Here is a 17,077-nt window from a genome sequence, read left to right as displayed (position 1 = left end):
TTTGAATAATATTATAAATCTGGTCATTTCACTTTAGCCTTTCATACCGGTAAATGTAATTCCTTTTATGAAATATCGCTGAGTGAATAAAAATACGATGATAAGAGGTAAAATTACAATAACTGAACCGGCCATTTGCATTGCTATGTTTTCACCATACTGTCCTTGTAATACAGATACAGCAACTGGAAGTGTGTACATGCTTTCATCAGTCGCTAGAATTAATGGCCATAAAAAACTGTTCCAAGCACCCGTAAAAGTGAAAATAGTTATTGCTGCCATGGCTGGCCTAGCTAAAGGTAAAATTACTCTAAAAAAGATCCATCCTTCATGTGCCCCATCCATTTTAGCCGCTTCTATTAGTTCATCAGGTATGCCCATAATGTATTGTCTCATGAAAAATATGTTGAAGGCGTTTGCTATAGCTGGTAATATTAACCCCAAATAGGTGTTCAACAGATTCAACTGTGACAACAATAAAAATACTGGAATCATAGTTATATGACCCGGTACCATTATCGTTCCCAAGATGAACAAAAACAGTAAATTTTTATTTTTAAAATGGAATTTAGCAAAGCCATAACCTGCCATAGTAGCTACTAAAACCGATAAAAATGTTGTAGAAAGAGACACAATAACGGAGTTCAAAAATGGCCTTCCAAAATTCATTTCTTGAAATAAATCTATATAATTATCAAAAGTAGGATTTCTGGGGATCCATCTTGGAGGAAATATATAAATTTCTCCAGGGCCTTTAAAAGAAGTCGAAACCATCCATACAAAAGGTATAACTGAAATTAATAGCCAAATAATCAATATTCCATGCACGGCGACTTGCTCTATGGGAGAAACTTTTCTCGATCTCATTATTATCACTCCTCACCAATACTCTTTTATACTTCTGATCTTCTTGCCCTCATTTGTATATAGGTTAAGGCAAATATTATTAAAAATAGCACGAAGGCAATCGAAGAGGAATACCCTAATTTGAAGAACTCAAAGCCCTGCCTATATAGATAGAGAACTATAGATAAAGTAGCATTCAAAGGTCCGCCTGAAGTTAGCATATATGGTTCCTCAAATAATTGCAAATAACCTATTACAGTCATAACTGTAACGAAAAATATTGTTGGCCTCAACGATGGTATTGTCACATGCAAAAATTGTTGGAATCTTGAAGCACCATCCAATTCGGCGGCTTCGTATAGATAGTCTGGTATATTTTGTAAACCCGCCGTGAAGAGAATAATGTTGTAACCAACTGCTTTCCAAACTACAAGCATTATTACCGACGGCATTGCCCAAAGGGGATCACCCAACCAATTAGGACCTTGTATTCCAAACAAACCTAGAAACCAATTTAATAATCCGTAATCAGGATTGAGCATCCAAGCCCATACGATAGCAATTGCGACAGTATTTGTTATGGAAGGTAGATAAAAACTCACTTTAAAAAAATTCTTAAAATACGTAGCTTCCCTGTTTATAAGGGCAGCAAAACTTAAAGACAAAACTATCGTTATTGGCATTGCAACAACTAATGCATACAGCGTATTTAGTAATGCCCTCCAAAAAAGAGGGTCATGCATTAAGTTTACATAATTTTCAAAGCCTATAAAACTAGCATTTCCCCAATTATATATAGCATAAACGTCGAAATCAGTGAAGCTTATCACCAAAGAAACTACTATAGGTATTAACATGAAGATCAACAATAATATTATTGAAGGTCCTATGAAACCGATAATTGCTCTTATTGGGGTCTTCAATTTTATCTCTCCTCGATAATCAAAAAGTTTTGATCAAAGCCCCTCTTTTTGCATAAAAAGAGGGGCATGAAACAAATTATTTCAGTATCTTTTCAATTTCTTTTTTCAAATCCTGAGCTGCTTGTTCCGGTGTTTTTCTGCCATAAATCACTTCTTGAACCATCCTATCAATTGCAGCTGCAATCTCATGAAATTCGGGAACGTTTACAGGAGCTTTAGCATCATTCAACTGTTCACCGAACGTTGCTATCATGGGATCTGCTTGTAATAAAGGATCTTCCCATGCTTGTCTGGCTGCAGGTAGTTCATTTGTAATTTGATAGGCCAACAGTTGGTTTTCAGGTCTCGATGCAAACTCTATGAACTTCCAAGCACCTTCTTTGTTTTTGGAATCCCTGAAAATTACTAAATCACTACCTCCCATAAAGGATGTTCTACTTTTTTTCTCAGGCATTAACGCAACATCCCACTTACCATCTATTTGGGGTGTTTGATCTCTAGTCATATTAATCATCCATGGACCTGAAAAATAAATTGGGGTATCTCCTGAAGCAAAATCTTGGAATATGTTACCGCTTCCCGAAATAGGGGTCAACCCTTCTGTGAAAAATCTCGTATAATACTCAAGAGCCTCAACGAATTCATGTTGATCCACTGTCACATTTCCTTGGCTGTCTAATATATCTCCTCCATTTTGCCAAACAAAGGGGAAAAAAGTTTGGTAATTATCCTGAGGTTGGTAAAGCGCTATGCCATATCTACTGCCGTTTTCATGTAGTTTTTTTACCGCATCGTACAACTCATCCCAGGTTTGAGGAGCATGATCGTAACCTACTTGTGCTAATAAATCTGTTCTATAGAACATAGCTCTAACATCCACATGCCAAGGAATACCAAACTGCTTTCCATCAACTATTCCTGTTTCCCATGCTCCCTCGAAAAAATTCTCTGGTTTTACAACTTCTGAACTTTCAATATATGGAGCTAAATCTTCAAATGCCCCCATGCTTCCAAACGGAGCCATCCAAGTTGTTCCCATCTGTGCAACATCCGGGACTTGTCTGCCAGCGATTGATGTTAAAATTTTTTCGTAGGCATTTGACCAAGGTATGGCTTGGAAATCTACCTCATATTCGGGGTATTCTTCCATAAAAAGTTTTGACAATTGCTCCAAACTTTTTCCCTGACCCATACCCCACACTGTTATCTTTGTTGCACCAAAATTCAAGGAAACCAACATCATCACAACACTCAAAACAACCAAAGTCTTTCTCATCTTTCCACACCTCCTACTAGTAATTTTACTGTTTTTTTAAAACTCTAAAACTTGTTTATCTTTATTCCTTCCCAACCCATAATCCCTTTATTTCTTAAATTTCTAAATTTTGATATTTTTCTAAAAAAGTACCTCAACTTCCAAAAAACTTTCTTCAAATAATTCTGGCTTAATAATGTTTCCATCGATTTTCACACCGTTAACTATGATTTTTTTCTCATCACTTTTTTTGTAAGTTATGTTCAATTGTTTTCCCCTGTACATTCTCTTTACTTTTACTTCTTTCCAATCTTCTGGGAACAAGGGTTCTATTTTTAATCCTTCCCATTCGGCTTTTAGTCCAAAAATTCCCTCAACTGCTACTATGAAATACCAAGCTGCCGATCCTGTATACCAAGTCCACCCTCCTCTTCCAAAATAGGGAGAATCTGGTCCATCAACGTTACCTGGAGTAACATATGGTTCAGCTAAGTATTTATCAGGTTCCAAACCCCTATAAATGGGCATGAAACTTTTGTAGATTTTATATGTATCAGGATCTTTCATCTTTGCAGCTGCTAATATCGCCCAAGTACCTGCGTGAGTGTATAACCCACCATTTTCTCTAACTCCCGCGGCGTATCTGCTTAGATATCCAATTTCTGGATCAGGTTTTGCAAATGCCGGTTGAAAAAGAAGTGGACCATAATCTTTAAACAGGTACTTTTTTGCTGATTGATAAGCTGATTCACTTCGTGTTTGTGTTGCAGTACCGTTGATTATTGCCCAAGTTTGTGCATTTAAAAATATCTTACCTTCACTATTTTGTTTGCTTCCAATTGGTTCCCCGTTGTCTTTGAATGCCCTTACGTACCATTCTCCATCCCAGGCGTATTTGTTGATGTTTTCTTTAAGCTTTTCAGCTTCGTCCATAAACCTTTGCGTATTTGCTAAATCTCCCATTTTCTTACAGACAACAGAGAAATCTTTTAAAATACCGTACAAGAAATGTCCAAGCCAAACACTTTCCCCTTTACCCTGGGTGCCAACAGCGTTCATACCATCATTCCAGTCTCCATCACCTATTAAAGGAAGTCCTCTTTGGCTCATATGATTTAAATTGTAGTGAATTGCTCTAATACAATGGTCGTATAAAGAAGATTCCCCACCATCCAGGAACTTTATATTTTCTCTCAAAAATTCTAAATCATTAGTTTCTTTTAAAAACCTTAAGACAACAAAAGGCAACCATAATCTGTTATCCGATATATTATTCTTGTAACCGAGTTCAGAAATCGGATGCCACCAATGGTAAACACTTCCATCTTTGAATTGGTGAGCTGCGTGAAGTTTTATTTGATTTTTGGTTTGTTCAGGATCCACATACAAAAATATCTGACTATCTTGAAGTTGATCTCTAAAGCCGTACGCTCCACCAGTTTGATAATAAGCAGACCTTCCCCATAACCTCCCTGAAATAGCTTGGTACTTTAACCAGTTATTCAGCATAAAATTCAAGGCTTTATCGGGGGTTTCAACAATAAACTTTGAAAGCATTTCTCTCCACATATCTTTTACTTTTTCGAATTCTTCGTCTACCTTTTCTACCGTCTGATATTTTTTAACAAGTGAACTCACGCTTTCGTTTGTATTTTTTTTGGAAACAGCCCCAAGTAGATAAATCAACGTTTTTTCTTCTCCTGGTTTTAAAATTATTTCATTTTTTAAGCTGGCAATGGAATCTTCCCACTTTCCATAAGTGTTTGAAATTTCTCCTGTAATAAGAGCATTTGGATTAGAAATACTTCCATACTGTCCTAAAAATTTTTCCTTTGACCCTTCAAATTCGTTCACTTTCTCGTTAACTGAATGAAAAGCGGTATATTCCCAGTTCCTGTTCCAATGTTGACCTTTTTCATTTGGAATCTCCCACATTCTTTTTTCAGCTGTTATACAGTTTAAATCATTTAAAAAATCTGTTTCTATAAAAGTTTTGTGAAACTCTCTGTGCCAGTCGGGAGCAGCCCCTAAATTCCATTCTAAGTAGGTGTAAACAGACAATTTTCGTTCTTTTTCAGAAGTATTTTTTATAGTTAACTTCCATATTTCAACTGGATCATCCTTAGATACAAACATAGTTAAATTTGTTTTTATATCGAAGTATTTTGTTTCAAATATTGAATAACCTTGGCCATGTCTTGCTTCATACTCTTGTGGTTCTTTACAAGTGGGCTTCCAACTTGGAGACCAAAAATCTCCTCTTGTCTCATCTTTTATGTATATATATTTGCCCCATTCATCCTTTATGAGATCTTGTTCCCACCGTGTAATTCTATTTAAACTTGCATGTGTTCTCCAACTATAACCAGAACCACTTTGAGATATAATCATTCCATAATCTCCATTAGAAATAACGTTTATCCAAGGTTTAGGAGTTTTAGGTGTAGTTATAACGAATTCTTTTCCATCATCTGTGAAATACCCGTATTTTGTCTCGAACATATATTCCCTCCTGATTTTTAAAATTACTGTTATAAAGTCTATTAAAACTGATTTCAGCGCCCCTTTGCCCCGCTCCCCACCCATAAGGAAAATAAAACTTCACGTATTTCTTCTGTTTCTACTAACAAAGAAAAGGAATTGGGAATTTACCTATTAGTAACCTCTCATATTATTTCTCAAGTGTCTCTTGAAAGCTCTATCTATAATTACTTAATCGGTTAAGTTATCTCTAAAAAATTTATATTTTTGTACAAGAATGTCTTTCAATTAATTTTGTTTTTAACATATATCTTTTTTCTTCTATTGTTTCTCCATTTATCAAAGCTGTTATTATATCTACAGCCTTTTTACCCATTTCATATATAGGCTGTGAAACAGTTGTTAGAGGGGGTTCTATTATAGAACTTGCCTCGATGTTATCAAAACCCACAATAGAGACATCTGTTGGAATTTTGTACCCACTTTCTTTTAAAGCCCTTATTGCCCCTATAGCCATTTGATCGTTCGAAGAAAAGACAGCTGTGAATTTTTCTCCTTTTTCTAACAACCTTTTTGTAGCGGTATATCCCTCCTCTTTTGTAAAATTACCATTTTCAACCAATTCTGGGTTGAATTTGATCCCATGAGTTTCTAATGCCTTTAAATAACCTTTGAATCGTGCCTTTGAATCCCACGCAACTTCTGGACCTTCTAAAAACGCTATTTTTTTATGCCCAAGTTTTATCAAATATTCTGTCGCCTCAAAAGCACCATTTTCGTTGTCAACCATTACGGAATAAATATCTTCATCTTTTGGTGGGTAATCGATGAAGACAAAAGGGATCTCTCTTTCTTTCAAAGATTGTATGAAATTATCAGTAATAAAATAAGCCATTATAATTAATCCGTCAACCATACTTTTATTCAACAGTCGAACTACTTGTTGCTCTCTTTCTGGTCTTGCGTGTGTGGTAAATAGATTGAGAAGATATTCTTTTTTATTTAAAGTTTTTTCTACTCCTCTAATAATATTTGCATAAAACATATCAGAAATATCAGGGATAACTAAACCAACAAAATTTGTTTTTTCACCTGCTAAACCTCTTGCTGCAGAATTAGGGAAATAATTAGTTTCCTCAATTATATTTTTTATTTTATTTCTAACTGGTTCACTTACACCAGGTTTATCGTTGATCACATAAGAAACAGTAGCTTTAGAGACTTGTGCGATCTGTGCTATATCTTCAATAGTTATTCGAGAATTTTTGTTTCTCTTTGGTGGCATTGTTTTTCCTCCAATATTTGATTATAAGAGTACTTAACCGCTTAACTATTCATATTATAACTCTTATATTCTTAAAATAAAAATCCGATTAAATGAGATTATAGACGATTAAAGTCGATTGTAGACGATTAGGACTTAAAAACTTAAAAATTCTTAATTTTTCATTTTTTATGCTAAAATTTCAACAAGATGGAAAAATAGTCGATAAAATAGAAGCTTTAGAAATTAAACAATTAGAATTGCTTAAGACAGTAATCCATTGTAAAAAGGAGATTGGCATGATATATAAGCGTGAAATATTCGAAAAGTTGTCAAACCATATAGTACAGGCTAATGAAACGATAAATCCTGAGGTAAAAGCTTACATAGACGGATACAGTGGTCCATTTTCGCAAGCGCTAAAAGAAAATTACAAAATTGCAGAAGCTGAAAAATTACCTCTCTGTCAGGATACAGGTATTGTTGAATTCTTTGTTTTTTTAGGGAACGAAGTTGTACTTGAAGAACCAATATTTACCACTTTGAATGAGGTAGTTGAAAAGGTATATGCAGAAAATCCATTTCGATTTTCAGTTGTGAATGATCCCCTTTTTGAAAGAAAAAACACTAAGAACAACACTCCCCCTGTGGTACACATATTCCAAATTTCTGGGAAGAGTTTAGAGATCAAATTTTTGGTGAAAGGTGGGGGAAGTGAAAATCTCTCAGCCTTGTTCATGTTAAAGCCGTCAATCAGAGCTCAGGAGTTAAAAGATGTAATAATTGGGCATGTGAAAGAAAACGGTGCAAAAGGCTGTCCACCTTTACATGTTGGAATAGGAATAGGTGGAACTTCCGATAAGGCGATGATTTTATCCAAATTGGCATTGACAAAAAGTTTCAAAGAAAGAAATCAAAATCCTACTTATGCAGACTTTGAAGAAGAGCTTTTAAAAGATTTAAATACTTTAAATATAGGTTTTCAAGGACTAAAGGAAGGAGTTTCAGTTTTTTCTGTACATATAGAGTATGCTCCCACTCATATTGCTACACTTCCAGTTGGGGTTTCCTTAGATTGTTACCTTTGTAGAAAAGGTGTGGTAAAATTTGAAAGTAAATGAAATTGAAAAATTAAAAATCGGGGAACTCTTACAATATACAGGTGAATTGATAGTTATGAGGGATGCTGCCCATCAAAGACTTTTAGAATTACTTTCAAAAAATTCGCAGCTTCCTGTAGATTTAAATGAAAAAATTGTATTTTATGCAGGTCCTGCAAATCCTCCAAAAAACTCTAAGATAGGTGCTATAGGTCCGACAACGAGTGAAAGAATGGATAAATATCTTGAAATGATCTTTAAATTAGGCGTGTTAGCAACTGTTGGAAAGGGGAAAAGAAATGATTTAGCAGTAAAGCTATGTATAAAATACAAGCGAGTTTATTTTATAACTCCAAGTGGTGCAGCTGCTTATCTTTCTAAGTGTGTGAAGGATATAAGGGTTCTAGCCTTCGCGGAATTAGGGCCAGAAGCAATTTACAACATAAACGTAAAAGATTTTCCTTTAATGGTGGCAATAGATACAAGCGGCAATCAGATATTCTAACTTTTAAGGGGTGTTAACCTTGGACGCAAAAGAATTACACAAAATACTCAGAGGAAAAATCAAGACAATTTCAAATGTTGACAATTTGAACGAAGAATCGTTATCCCTACTATACACTCCAGGTGTAGCAGATGTTGCAGAAGAATGCTCTAAAGATCCAGAAAACACATTTTTATACACAAGACGTTGGAACACCGTTGGTATCATTTCAGACGGGAGTGCCGTATTAGGGCTTGGTAATATAGGCCCATATGGTGCGCTTCCTGTTATGGAAGGTAAAGCCTTGCTTTTTAATCTTTTTGGTCAACTTGATGCCTTCCCAATTTGCCTTAATACACAGGATCCAGAAGAAATTGTTTCAATTGTGAAAAACTTGGAACCTTCTTTTGGAGGTATAAACTTAGAAGACATCTCTGCTCCCAGATGTTTTCAAATATTAGAAGAATTGAATAAAACAATGAATATTCCGGTTTTTCATGATGATCAGCAGGGGACTGCTGTCGTAGTGACTGCCGGATTGTTGAATGCATTGAAATTAACGGGGAAAGAAGCAAAAAATATTAAAGTTGTTATTAATGGTATAGGGGCAGCGGGATACAATATAGCCAAGTTTTTAATGGATTTTGGGGTCATAAATCTTGTTTTAGTTGACAAAAATGGGGTCTTGAATAAAAATGTTCCAGAAAGTTGTTTACATGAATATCATCAAGAATTAGCAAAGATAACGAATCCAGAGAATATAAGTGGGGATCTCTCAGATGCTCTTTTTGGTGCAGATGTGTTCATAGGAGTATCCAGGGGGAATATTTTGAACGAAGAGATGGTAAAAAAGATGAATAAAAATCCTATAATATTTGCACTTGCCAACCCTTTACCGGAAATAGATCCAATATTAGCAAAAAGCTTCGGGGCAAGTATAGTGGCAACTGGCAGATCAGATTATCCTAACCAACTCAACAATCTCATAGCCTTTCCAGGAATAATGAAAGGAGCGATAGAGGAAAAATCAAAAATAACTAAAAAAATGCTCCATTCTGCAATACTTGCAATTTCAAATTCATGTATTCCTACACCTAACAGAATTTTACCCGAAGCTTATGATAAAAGATTACATTTAAACGTATACGAAGCGGTTAAAAATGCTTCTAGTTCGAACTAAATGTTTCTATAATCCGTTTATGACTTCACTTTCTAATTTCTTTTGGACTTAGCTTGTACTACAAGTGGTCTTTTTCTATTTGATTTTTGCTTAAATATCTCTATTATTGCTTCAGCTTGTTCAGAAGGAACCGTTACAAAAGAAAATTTTTCCATTACTTGTATATCTTTTATTTTTTTAATGGTTACACCAGTTTCCCTTTCGATAAATTCAGCAAGCTTTTTCGGTGTCATTTTGCTTGAACTACCTAATGCAACAAACAATCGTTGGTCCTTGCTTTTTGAAGAATTTTTAACTTCCTTTATTTTGTTATAATTTTCTTCTTTCAAGATTCCGCCATAAAAATACTTTAAAATAGAAGCAATTATTTGGCTAGGCTCTTGATCAGTTTCTTCTAAGATTGTTTCCGCCAAGATTTCATAAATGGGATCTATATCTTTGGCAAGATTAGATTTGATCTCATCTTTTATTTTTTCAACTTTTGCGTTAACAATATCTTTAGCTTGTGGTATTTTAGCTTCTTCTATTATGGCTTTTGAAGAATGCTTGATGAACATAAATCTTCTGTACTCTGTTGGTGTGACAAAAGTAATAGCTGTACCCTCATTCCCAGCCCTCGCAGTTCTTCCTATACGGTGTATGTAATTTTCTGGATTTTGTGGAAGAGAATAATTGATCACGTATTTAAGATTGTCTATATCTATACCTCTGGCTGCAACATCTGTGGATATTAAAATTTTTATTCGTTTGCTCTTAAATCTATCCATTATTCTTTCTCTTTGATTTTGAGAGACATCTCCATTTAAAGCTTCTGCTTCGTAACCTTTTTTGATTAATTCATTTGCAATTTCTTCTGATTGGACTTTTGTTTTAGTAAATACAAGACCGTAAAAATTAGTGTCTATATCTATAAGCCTACTCAAAAGTTCTATTTTATTAGACTCAGAAATCATGTAATAAATTTGTTTTGCCTTCTTTACAGTTATGTCCTCTTTGTTTTCTTGAACGGTTGTTACCGTTTCAAAATTCCCCATATGCTTTCTAGCGAGGGTAACAATCCTTTGAGGCATCGTAGCCGAAAACATCAAAATCTGCTTTTCTTTATTAGTTTTTGAGAGAATCATCTCCACATCTTCTATAAAACCCATATCTAACATTTCATCGGCTTCATCAATGACTAAATACTTGATTTTAGTAATATCTAAAGTACCTCTGTTCAAATGGTCTATTATTCTTCCAGGTGTACCTACTACTAAATCAACTCTTCTCTTAAGGGCTCTAATTTGATTTCCAATTGAGACCCCTCCATACACGGGAAGAAGATTCAATCTTTTGTTTCCTTTCAATGAGTCGATTTCGTTACAAACCTGCAAAGCTAACTCTCTCGTGGGTGTTAATACTAAAGCTTGAACGTCGTTTGCTTTTTCGTCTAATCTTTCAATTAGAGGTATACCAAATGCTGCAGTTTTTCCTGTACCAGTTTGAGCCTGACCGATTACATTATTCTTACCAGATAAAAGAAGGGGGATAACCTTTTCTTGGATAGGAGTTGGTGCTTCGTACCCTTTTCTATCAATCGCGCTGAGTATGTTATCAGAAAGGCCCATTTGTTGAAATTTTGTCATGTTTTTACTCCTTTTTTATTTTTTTGGGCCAAAATAACCTTTTAGATTATACCATAAGTTTCGTGAACAAATGATATTTGTTTAAGAATTTAAATAACAATTACCTTAAAAATCTTTATGTGAATTAAGATAATAAATATGATATAATAAACTGAAAACAGAGTTACACCATTAAAGAGGTGAAAAAGAGTTGAAAGGATTTTTAGAAATCTTACTTCCCTTTGCAATAATTCTTTTGCTTTTTGGTTTTTCTTCACAAAAAGCCTCGACAACAGCTCAGCCATCTCCTACAACAGCCCCAGAAATACCTTCGTTTTCAGAAGAAGATGAAAATTTGTTCGAAGTCACTTTTATAATCACTTCCGTTCCAGAAGATACACCAGAAGATGCTTCAATTTATATGATGGGAAACTTCAACAATTGGTTGGTGGGAGATGAAAATTATAGGTTTGATAAAGTGGATGACGGAACGTACCAATTAACTATAAAAATGCCTCCAAATACTGAAATAGAATACAAATATAACCTTGGCAACTATGACTATATAGAGAAGGATTTCTTTGGGAACGAAAGGGAAAATAGGACTTACAGATTTGAATACAACTTCGATGAAGTGAGAAACGAAATAGAAAGCTGGTAGAAAAAATGAAAAAGGTCTATTTATTTGACTTAAATCCTGAACATTTTAAAAACGTTGGAGATCTTATACTTCCTTTTTACAACGAAGACCCTCTGAACTTTTTGTTTCTAGGGCCTTCTGGTTTTTATGTGAAGCAAGTGGCAGAATATATTGCATCACAAACAAAAAAAACTATAAATCGTGATGCCTTCAGGGTTATAAACCAATATGTAACTGAGACGCTAAAAACATACCAACCACAATCTGTAATACTGAACAGGGATTTTTTGAAGGTATACATCGAAAATGAGATAATGGATTTAATAGAAGCAGAGAAAAAAGACGAAGAATTTTCTGAATATCTAAACGTTATATCCAAATCTCAAAAATCAGTAGAGTACATATTAGATATTTTCGAGAAAAAATGGGAAATTTCAAGGGTTGAAGATGAAAAAATCGTTGAATCCTCTGAAGAATACAAGTTGCTTGATGATTCTATAGATAACAATTCTAATTTGTACATGCTTTACACAAAATTAGAAAAAAAACTCGAAGATATTTTAGAAACGAAGTTCGATATGTCTATTAAATATCAAAGAAATTACGATCCCGTCAGTGTGTACAAATGGTTTTATGAGATTTTACCAACTAGATTGAAAGAAGAGGGGAAAAAATATATAGGAAAAAGGGTCGTTATTTCGGGTTTTTTTGATATTTCTCCAGCCGTTAACAAAACACTTAAAGCTTTATTTGATCTATTTGAAGAGGTTCATTTTATTACTTGGGTCAACATAGAAGACAGAAGTTTTGATTCAATAACTAACATACACAACTTTTTAAAAAATGAAGGGTTTGAGTTCCAATCGAAAAGGAAAGGCTTAAAACGGATTTTTGAAAATACTAATATTGAAATCTTTCCCATGAACAACGATGTTTCTGAAATAGAAACACTTACAAAAGAAATAAAAAGAAGATTGATAAGTGAAAATCTTTCACCCGATGATTTGGGGGTCGTTGTTCCCAATAATTCTACTGCAAAATTATTGGCGGATTATTTGGAAGATGCCAAGGTACCTTACAGGTTCAAAAACGATGTTCCGCTAAACGAAAGCCAAATAGTTTTGATTCTTCTTCAACCGATTAAAACACTGGTCAGAGGTTGCGAAGTTGAAGATATTTTGGCGATGATTGAAAGTGGTTACGGAGGAGTAACTGAGCTGACAATGGAGCAGATAGAAAATTATCTAAAGCATTTAAACTTATTCTACGACATACAAAAATCCTCACTCAAAAACCGAAAAGAAAAATGGATGAATACCGTTGAGAAAGAAATAGATAAAAGAAGTTCTCAACTTAAAGGTACAGAAGAAATAGAAAGAATAAGTGAAGAACTCAAAGACTTAAGGGAATTAAAAAAATGTCTTGGAAACATATTTTCTCTTTTAGAAGATATCCAAAAAAGCAAAGATCGAAAAAGGTACTTCAGTGTTTCTGATTACAGAGAGTTGGTGAAAGAATGGATAAATACTTACCTATCTCATTTCAACATACTGAAAACATACGAGGATGTACTCCCCGTTGAGAGTCAATTAAATGCATTAAAAGCCTTCGAAACTTTAGTATTCAACGTCGAAGAAAATTTGGAAAAAATTCTAAAGTCAGATAAAAATTTAGGAATTGAAAAATTCTACAAAATACTTTCTTCTCTAATTCAGATTGAAACATATAGAGAATCTGAAAGGTACGATAATACGGTAGAAATAATGAGCCTTGAAGACTCAAGATTTGTAAAGAAAAAATACAAATATTTTGTTGGTTTCACCGAAGAAAACTATCCTTCAATAAAGGTCAATCCTTTCATCACTTCTATGAGTAACGAAGGGACCTCAATCGCCAGACATTCAGAAAAGATTAGTAGAAGAAACTTGTTTATCTCCATGATTTTCGCTGATAATATTATATTTACATATCCAAACGCTAAACTAAGTGGAGAACCAATACTACCCTCTCCATACGAAAAAGAGTTTAGGAACAACTTTAAAAACGTTAAATATTCCAGTGAGTTTCTCTCTAAAAAAGAGATCCTACCAAAAGATCCGGAAAATATATTCTCTGAATCAGAAGCTACTATTTATTACATATTGAACGGGAAGAAAGAATATTTACAAAGTAAACACTGCACTGATATTGAGAGATTAAAAAAAGAGATAACTAATCCAAGTTGGCAATTGTATAAAAATACCGATCTTGGACGGTTAAGCCATACAAAAATTACTACTTATGTGGATTGCCCGTTTAAGTATTACCTAGGTATAGAAGGTCGATTAAATGGAGATAAAGATTTTGGGAAGTTTTTCGATGGACTTATAAAGCACAGGGTGATGAAAGAGATATTTTCCAAATACAAAAATTATGAAGTTATGTCCCAAAAAATTCTCAACAAAGAAGAATTGAAAGAAGAAATAAAAAAAATCATTGAAGATATTTGGGAGGAGTATACAGACGATTTTTTACAAACCTATCAAGCTATAAAAGATGTGGAAAGTGAAATAATAACAGAAGATATTTTAGAAACCATAGAAGACATACATCGAAATTATATCCATTTCAAAAAAGGTATAGATCTGACATATTCTCAAGTTATAGCTACAGAGTTGGAGGTAAATTCAAAGATAAATATCGGAAATTTTCATGATGTAGACTTAACATCGAGAATAGACAGGGTAGATCTTTTAAACGGTAACTACGCATACCTTCTTGATGAATTCGACGAACAACTATTGCCAGGAACGTACTCAATTATGGATTACAAAAGATCAAAAAATTTCCAAAGTGAACAATTGCTAATTTATTACCTAACCTTATTAAATAGCGAAGAATGGAAAAACAAATTAACAAATTCTGATGTATATCTAAAATTTCAAGTAGTATCAAAGAAAAAAGAGCATAAAAATGATAATTTTATAAAAATACAGAAAGGCCAGATTATATATAAAGAGCACAAGTCTAAAGCAAAATACGTATCTTTTGATATTAAAGAATTCTACACATGGTTAGAGAAAGTTTTTCAAAACATCAACAAATCTGATTTCACTCCTATAGCAGTAAAAGAAAGAGAAATAAGAAGGTTTTTAGAAGAAATGTATGATAAATACAACAACGCAAAAACAGGGGAAAAATATTACGACTGCTCTTCTTGCCAATTCAGAAGTTTATGCGAGTTGATACAGTACAAAAAAGATTTTAATATTAACATAAAAAAATACCTTTGAAATAACTCAGCCATATGGTAGAATATTTTGCATAGAATAAAATACGGGGGCGCTAATAGCAACTTTTAGAATTTCTAGACACAGTAAAAAATAACTAAAAATTGGAGGATAGAAATGGAAGAAGAAAAGGAACTAACCTTTTCAGACATACTCAGAATTTTTAAAAGAAGGAAATGGACCTTTTTAATTATTTTCTTTTTAACCATCTTTTTAACAGGGATTTATCTATTTTTCATCGCAACTCCCAAGTATGAAGCGAAACAAGTTATAGAGTACAAATCAAGTTCTTCCCAACCAACGGTCTCTTTAGGGTCTATGTCTTCTGCCGCAAACTTGTTAGGAATCAGCCAACCTTCTGACTCTGGTTTAACCACTGAAATTGAAAGGATGAAAGCCGATTGGGTGTTGGCAAACGTTGTAAAAGAGCTCAATCTTGTAGAAAAAGCAAATGAGAACAAAGGGTTAATTGCCCGATTAAGAGGCACAGAAATAACAGAAAGATATCTCATTGATTCACTAAAAGAAGATATAAATATACAAAATGTGGAAGAAACTAATATGATAGAAATAAGCTACCAAAGTTCTGATCCAACTATTGCTGCTTCGGTTGTCTCACTTGTGTATTCTTACTACACCGATTATGCGAAAAACCTTTATTTTGAGGATTCTCAATCTTATTTGAATCAAGTCGAAACTTTATTTGAAGATGTTTCTCATCAATATGATCAGATTAATAAAGAGGTTTTGGATTTCCAAACCAAAAATAAACTACAGGGGACTACTTTAGATCCTTCATCAGAGAGCACTCAAGGTGTGGATCCCTTAATTAATTACTACTCAGAAACCTATATGAATATACTCAAATTAGAAGCAGACAAAAACCAATTAGAAATCAGAAAGCAGGCTATTGAAGATAATATTTTCAAAATGAGTCCAGAAACTAAAGAGTTTATACTAACAAACACAGAAAAAGACACACCTGTTAAGGATATAAAATCCAAATTAGTAAGCGATAGAATAGAATTAGAAACTTTAAAATTAAATTCTCCTAGTTCTCCAAGAATCGGTGCTTTGGAAGCCGAAATATCCGTTTTAGAAAATGAATTGGAAAATAACCTTGAAGCGATTTTTTCCAACGATCTAAACTTTCTTGCATCGATCGATATGGCAACTTTTAATGAGTATACGGGGATAATTACACAACTACAACTTTTCGATGTAACAAAACAAGTGTACGAAAATATGCTCCAACTTATAGATGATGAAATTGCGAAAAGATCCCCTATTATGTACGAATACTTCCTTTTGAGAAAAGATCAAGCTATACTTCAAACAAGGTACAACACTTTACTAACGGTTCTAGAGCAAGAAAGGATGAAAGCATCACTGTACGATAACAAATTTACAGTAATAACCTCCGCTTACATACCAGAAAATCCTGTAGCACCAAATACTACCCTCATTTTAGTTATTGGAGTAGGGGTAGCTATAGCCTTGGGGATTTTGAGTGTTTTCGTAAGAGAAGTAAACGACAAAACGGTGAAAGATCTATACGAATTTGAAAGTTTATTTGGAGTTCCTGACATCATTTTAGATGACTCAAACGATGCAGAAAAAATAGTCAATTATGTTTATAAAAAAGATTTTAAAAAGTTTGGGTTGTTGTTTTTGGGAAATTTCTCAGTTGCCCAGAACCTTTCCCAAAGAATTTACAACATCTTAAATACCATAAAACCTTATAAAACGGAGTATTTCACTTCGATAGAAAACGAAGATTACAAAGAAAAGTTTGAAAAATTTGAAAAGTTTAAAAACACTAATGAGGCTTTTATTATGTTTGACAATTTCAACAACAGTGATTATATACTATACAGAGATGATTTAGAAAAAATTATTATATTTATAGAAGAAAAAACAACCAATTTGGAAGATATAATGGAGATTTTAGAAAAAGAAAAGGATCCCACCGTTGTTTATGTGAAAAAATATTAAGAGATTAAATAAAATTCATCAAATTTGGTATAATGA

The 17,077-nt window shown here is 33.6% G+C and carries 12 protein-coding genes; 6 read left to right on the top strand and 6 right to left on the bottom strand.

Annotation, left to right across the window (positions count from 1 at the left end; all coding sequences use genetic code 11):
• Positions 1-33: 33 nt before the first annotated feature.
• The 5 genes from PMOB_RS04935 to PMOB_RS04915 all read right to left on the bottom strand — a co-directional run bounded on the left by PMOB_RS04935 (position 34) and on the right by PMOB_RS04915 (position 6,790).
• The gene (locus tag PMOB_RS04935) at positions 34-867 is read right to left on the bottom strand and encodes a carbohydrate ABC transporter permease (protein ID WP_012208781.1); all 834 of its coding nucleotides are present in this window, start codon (positions 865-867) and stop codon (positions 34-36) included.
• Between the two features lie 26 nt (positions 868-893).
• Positions 894-1,769, bottom strand: coding sequence for a carbohydrate ABC transporter permease (locus PMOB_RS04930; protein ID WP_012208780.1), 876 nt, complete (start codon positions 1,767-1,769; stop codon positions 894-896).
• Between the two features lie 76 nt (positions 1,770-1,845).
• Complete coding sequence (locus PMOB_RS04925) at positions 1,846-3,045, bottom strand: sugar ABC transporter substrate-binding protein (protein ID WP_012208779.1); 1,200 nt, start codon at positions 3,043-3,045, stop codon at positions 1,846-1,848.
• A 120-nt stretch (positions 3,046-3,165) separates the two neighbouring features.
• Positions 3,166-5,526 carry a GH36-type glycosyl hydrolase domain-containing protein gene (locus PMOB_RS04920; protein ID WP_012208778.1) on the bottom strand — a complete coding sequence of 787 codons (2,361 nt, stop codon included), beginning with the start codon at positions 5,524-5,526 and terminating at the stop codon, positions 3,166-3,168.
• Positions 5,527-5,764: 238 nt separating this feature from the next.
• Positions 5,765-6,790: a LacI family DNA-binding transcriptional regulator gene (locus tag PMOB_RS04915; RefSeq protein WP_012208777.1), complete on the bottom strand. Its 1,026-nt coding sequence runs from the start codon at positions 6,788-6,790 to the stop codon at positions 5,765-5,767.
• A 278-nt stretch (positions 6,791-7,068) separates the two neighbouring features.
• Between PMOB_RS04915 and PMOB_RS04910 the strand changes: the two genes are divergently transcribed.
• From PMOB_RS04910 to PMOB_RS04900, 3 genes are read left to right on the top strand one after another with little or no spacing between them, the layout of a single operon-like run.
• Positions 7,069-7,890 (top strand): fumarate hydratase, encoded by an 822-nt coding sequence (locus PMOB_RS04910; protein ID WP_041534313.1) that lies wholly within the window; start codon positions 7,069-7,071, stop codon positions 7,888-7,890.
• On the top strand, positions 7,877-8,374 hold the full coding sequence (locus PMOB_RS04905; protein WP_012208775.1) for a FumA C-terminus/TtdB family hydratase beta subunit: 498 nt from the start codon (positions 7,877-7,879) through the stop codon (positions 8,372-8,374). The genes PMOB_RS04910 and PMOB_RS04905 overlap by 14 nt, the downstream gene beginning before the upstream one ends.
• A 19-nt stretch (positions 8,375-8,393) precedes the next feature.
• Complete coding sequence (locus PMOB_RS04900; RefSeq protein ID WP_012208774.1) at positions 8,394-9,533, top strand: NAD(P)-dependent malic enzyme; 1,140 nt, start codon at positions 8,394-8,396, stop codon at positions 9,531-9,533.
• Positions 9,534-9,565: 32 nt separating this feature from the next.
• Here PMOB_RS04900 and PMOB_RS04895 read toward each other — a convergent pair whose 3' ends face one another.
• A complete protein-coding gene (locus PMOB_RS04895) occupies positions 9,566-11,158 on the bottom strand; it encodes a DEAD/DEAH box helicase (protein WP_012208773.1) in 1,593 nt (530 codons plus the stop codon).
• A gap of 190 nt (positions 11,159-11,348) precedes the next feature.
• On the opposite strand from PMOB_RS04895, the gene PMOB_RS04890 reads away from it, so the two are divergent.
• From PMOB_RS04890 to PMOB_RS04880, 3 genes are all read left to right on the top strand, one after another.
• On the top strand, positions 11,349-11,798 hold the full coding sequence (locus tag PMOB_RS04890) for a hypothetical protein (RefSeq protein ID WP_012208772.1): 450 nt from the start codon (positions 11,349-11,351) through the stop codon (positions 11,796-11,798).
• Positions 11,799-11,803: 5 nt separating this feature from the next.
• Positions 11,804-15,049: a PD-(D/E)XK nuclease family protein gene (locus tag PMOB_RS04885; protein ID WP_012208771.1), complete on the top strand. Its 3,246-nt coding sequence runs from the start codon at positions 11,804-11,806 to the stop codon at positions 15,047-15,049.
• Positions 15,050-15,163: 114 nt separating this feature from the next.
• Positions 15,164-17,041, top strand: coding sequence for a GumC family protein (locus tag PMOB_RS04880; protein WP_012208770.1), 1,878 nt, complete (start codon positions 15,164-15,166; stop codon positions 17,039-17,041).
• Positions 17,042-17,077 lie beyond the last annotated feature (36 nt).

The organism is Petrotoga mobilis SJ95, assembly GCF_000018605.1.
GTDB lineage: Bacteria > Thermotogota > Thermotogae > Petrotogales > Petrotogaceae > Petrotoga > Petrotoga mobilis.
Note: the sequence above shows the minus strand (reverse complement) of the source record. Positions and strands in the feature narration are given on the sequence as shown.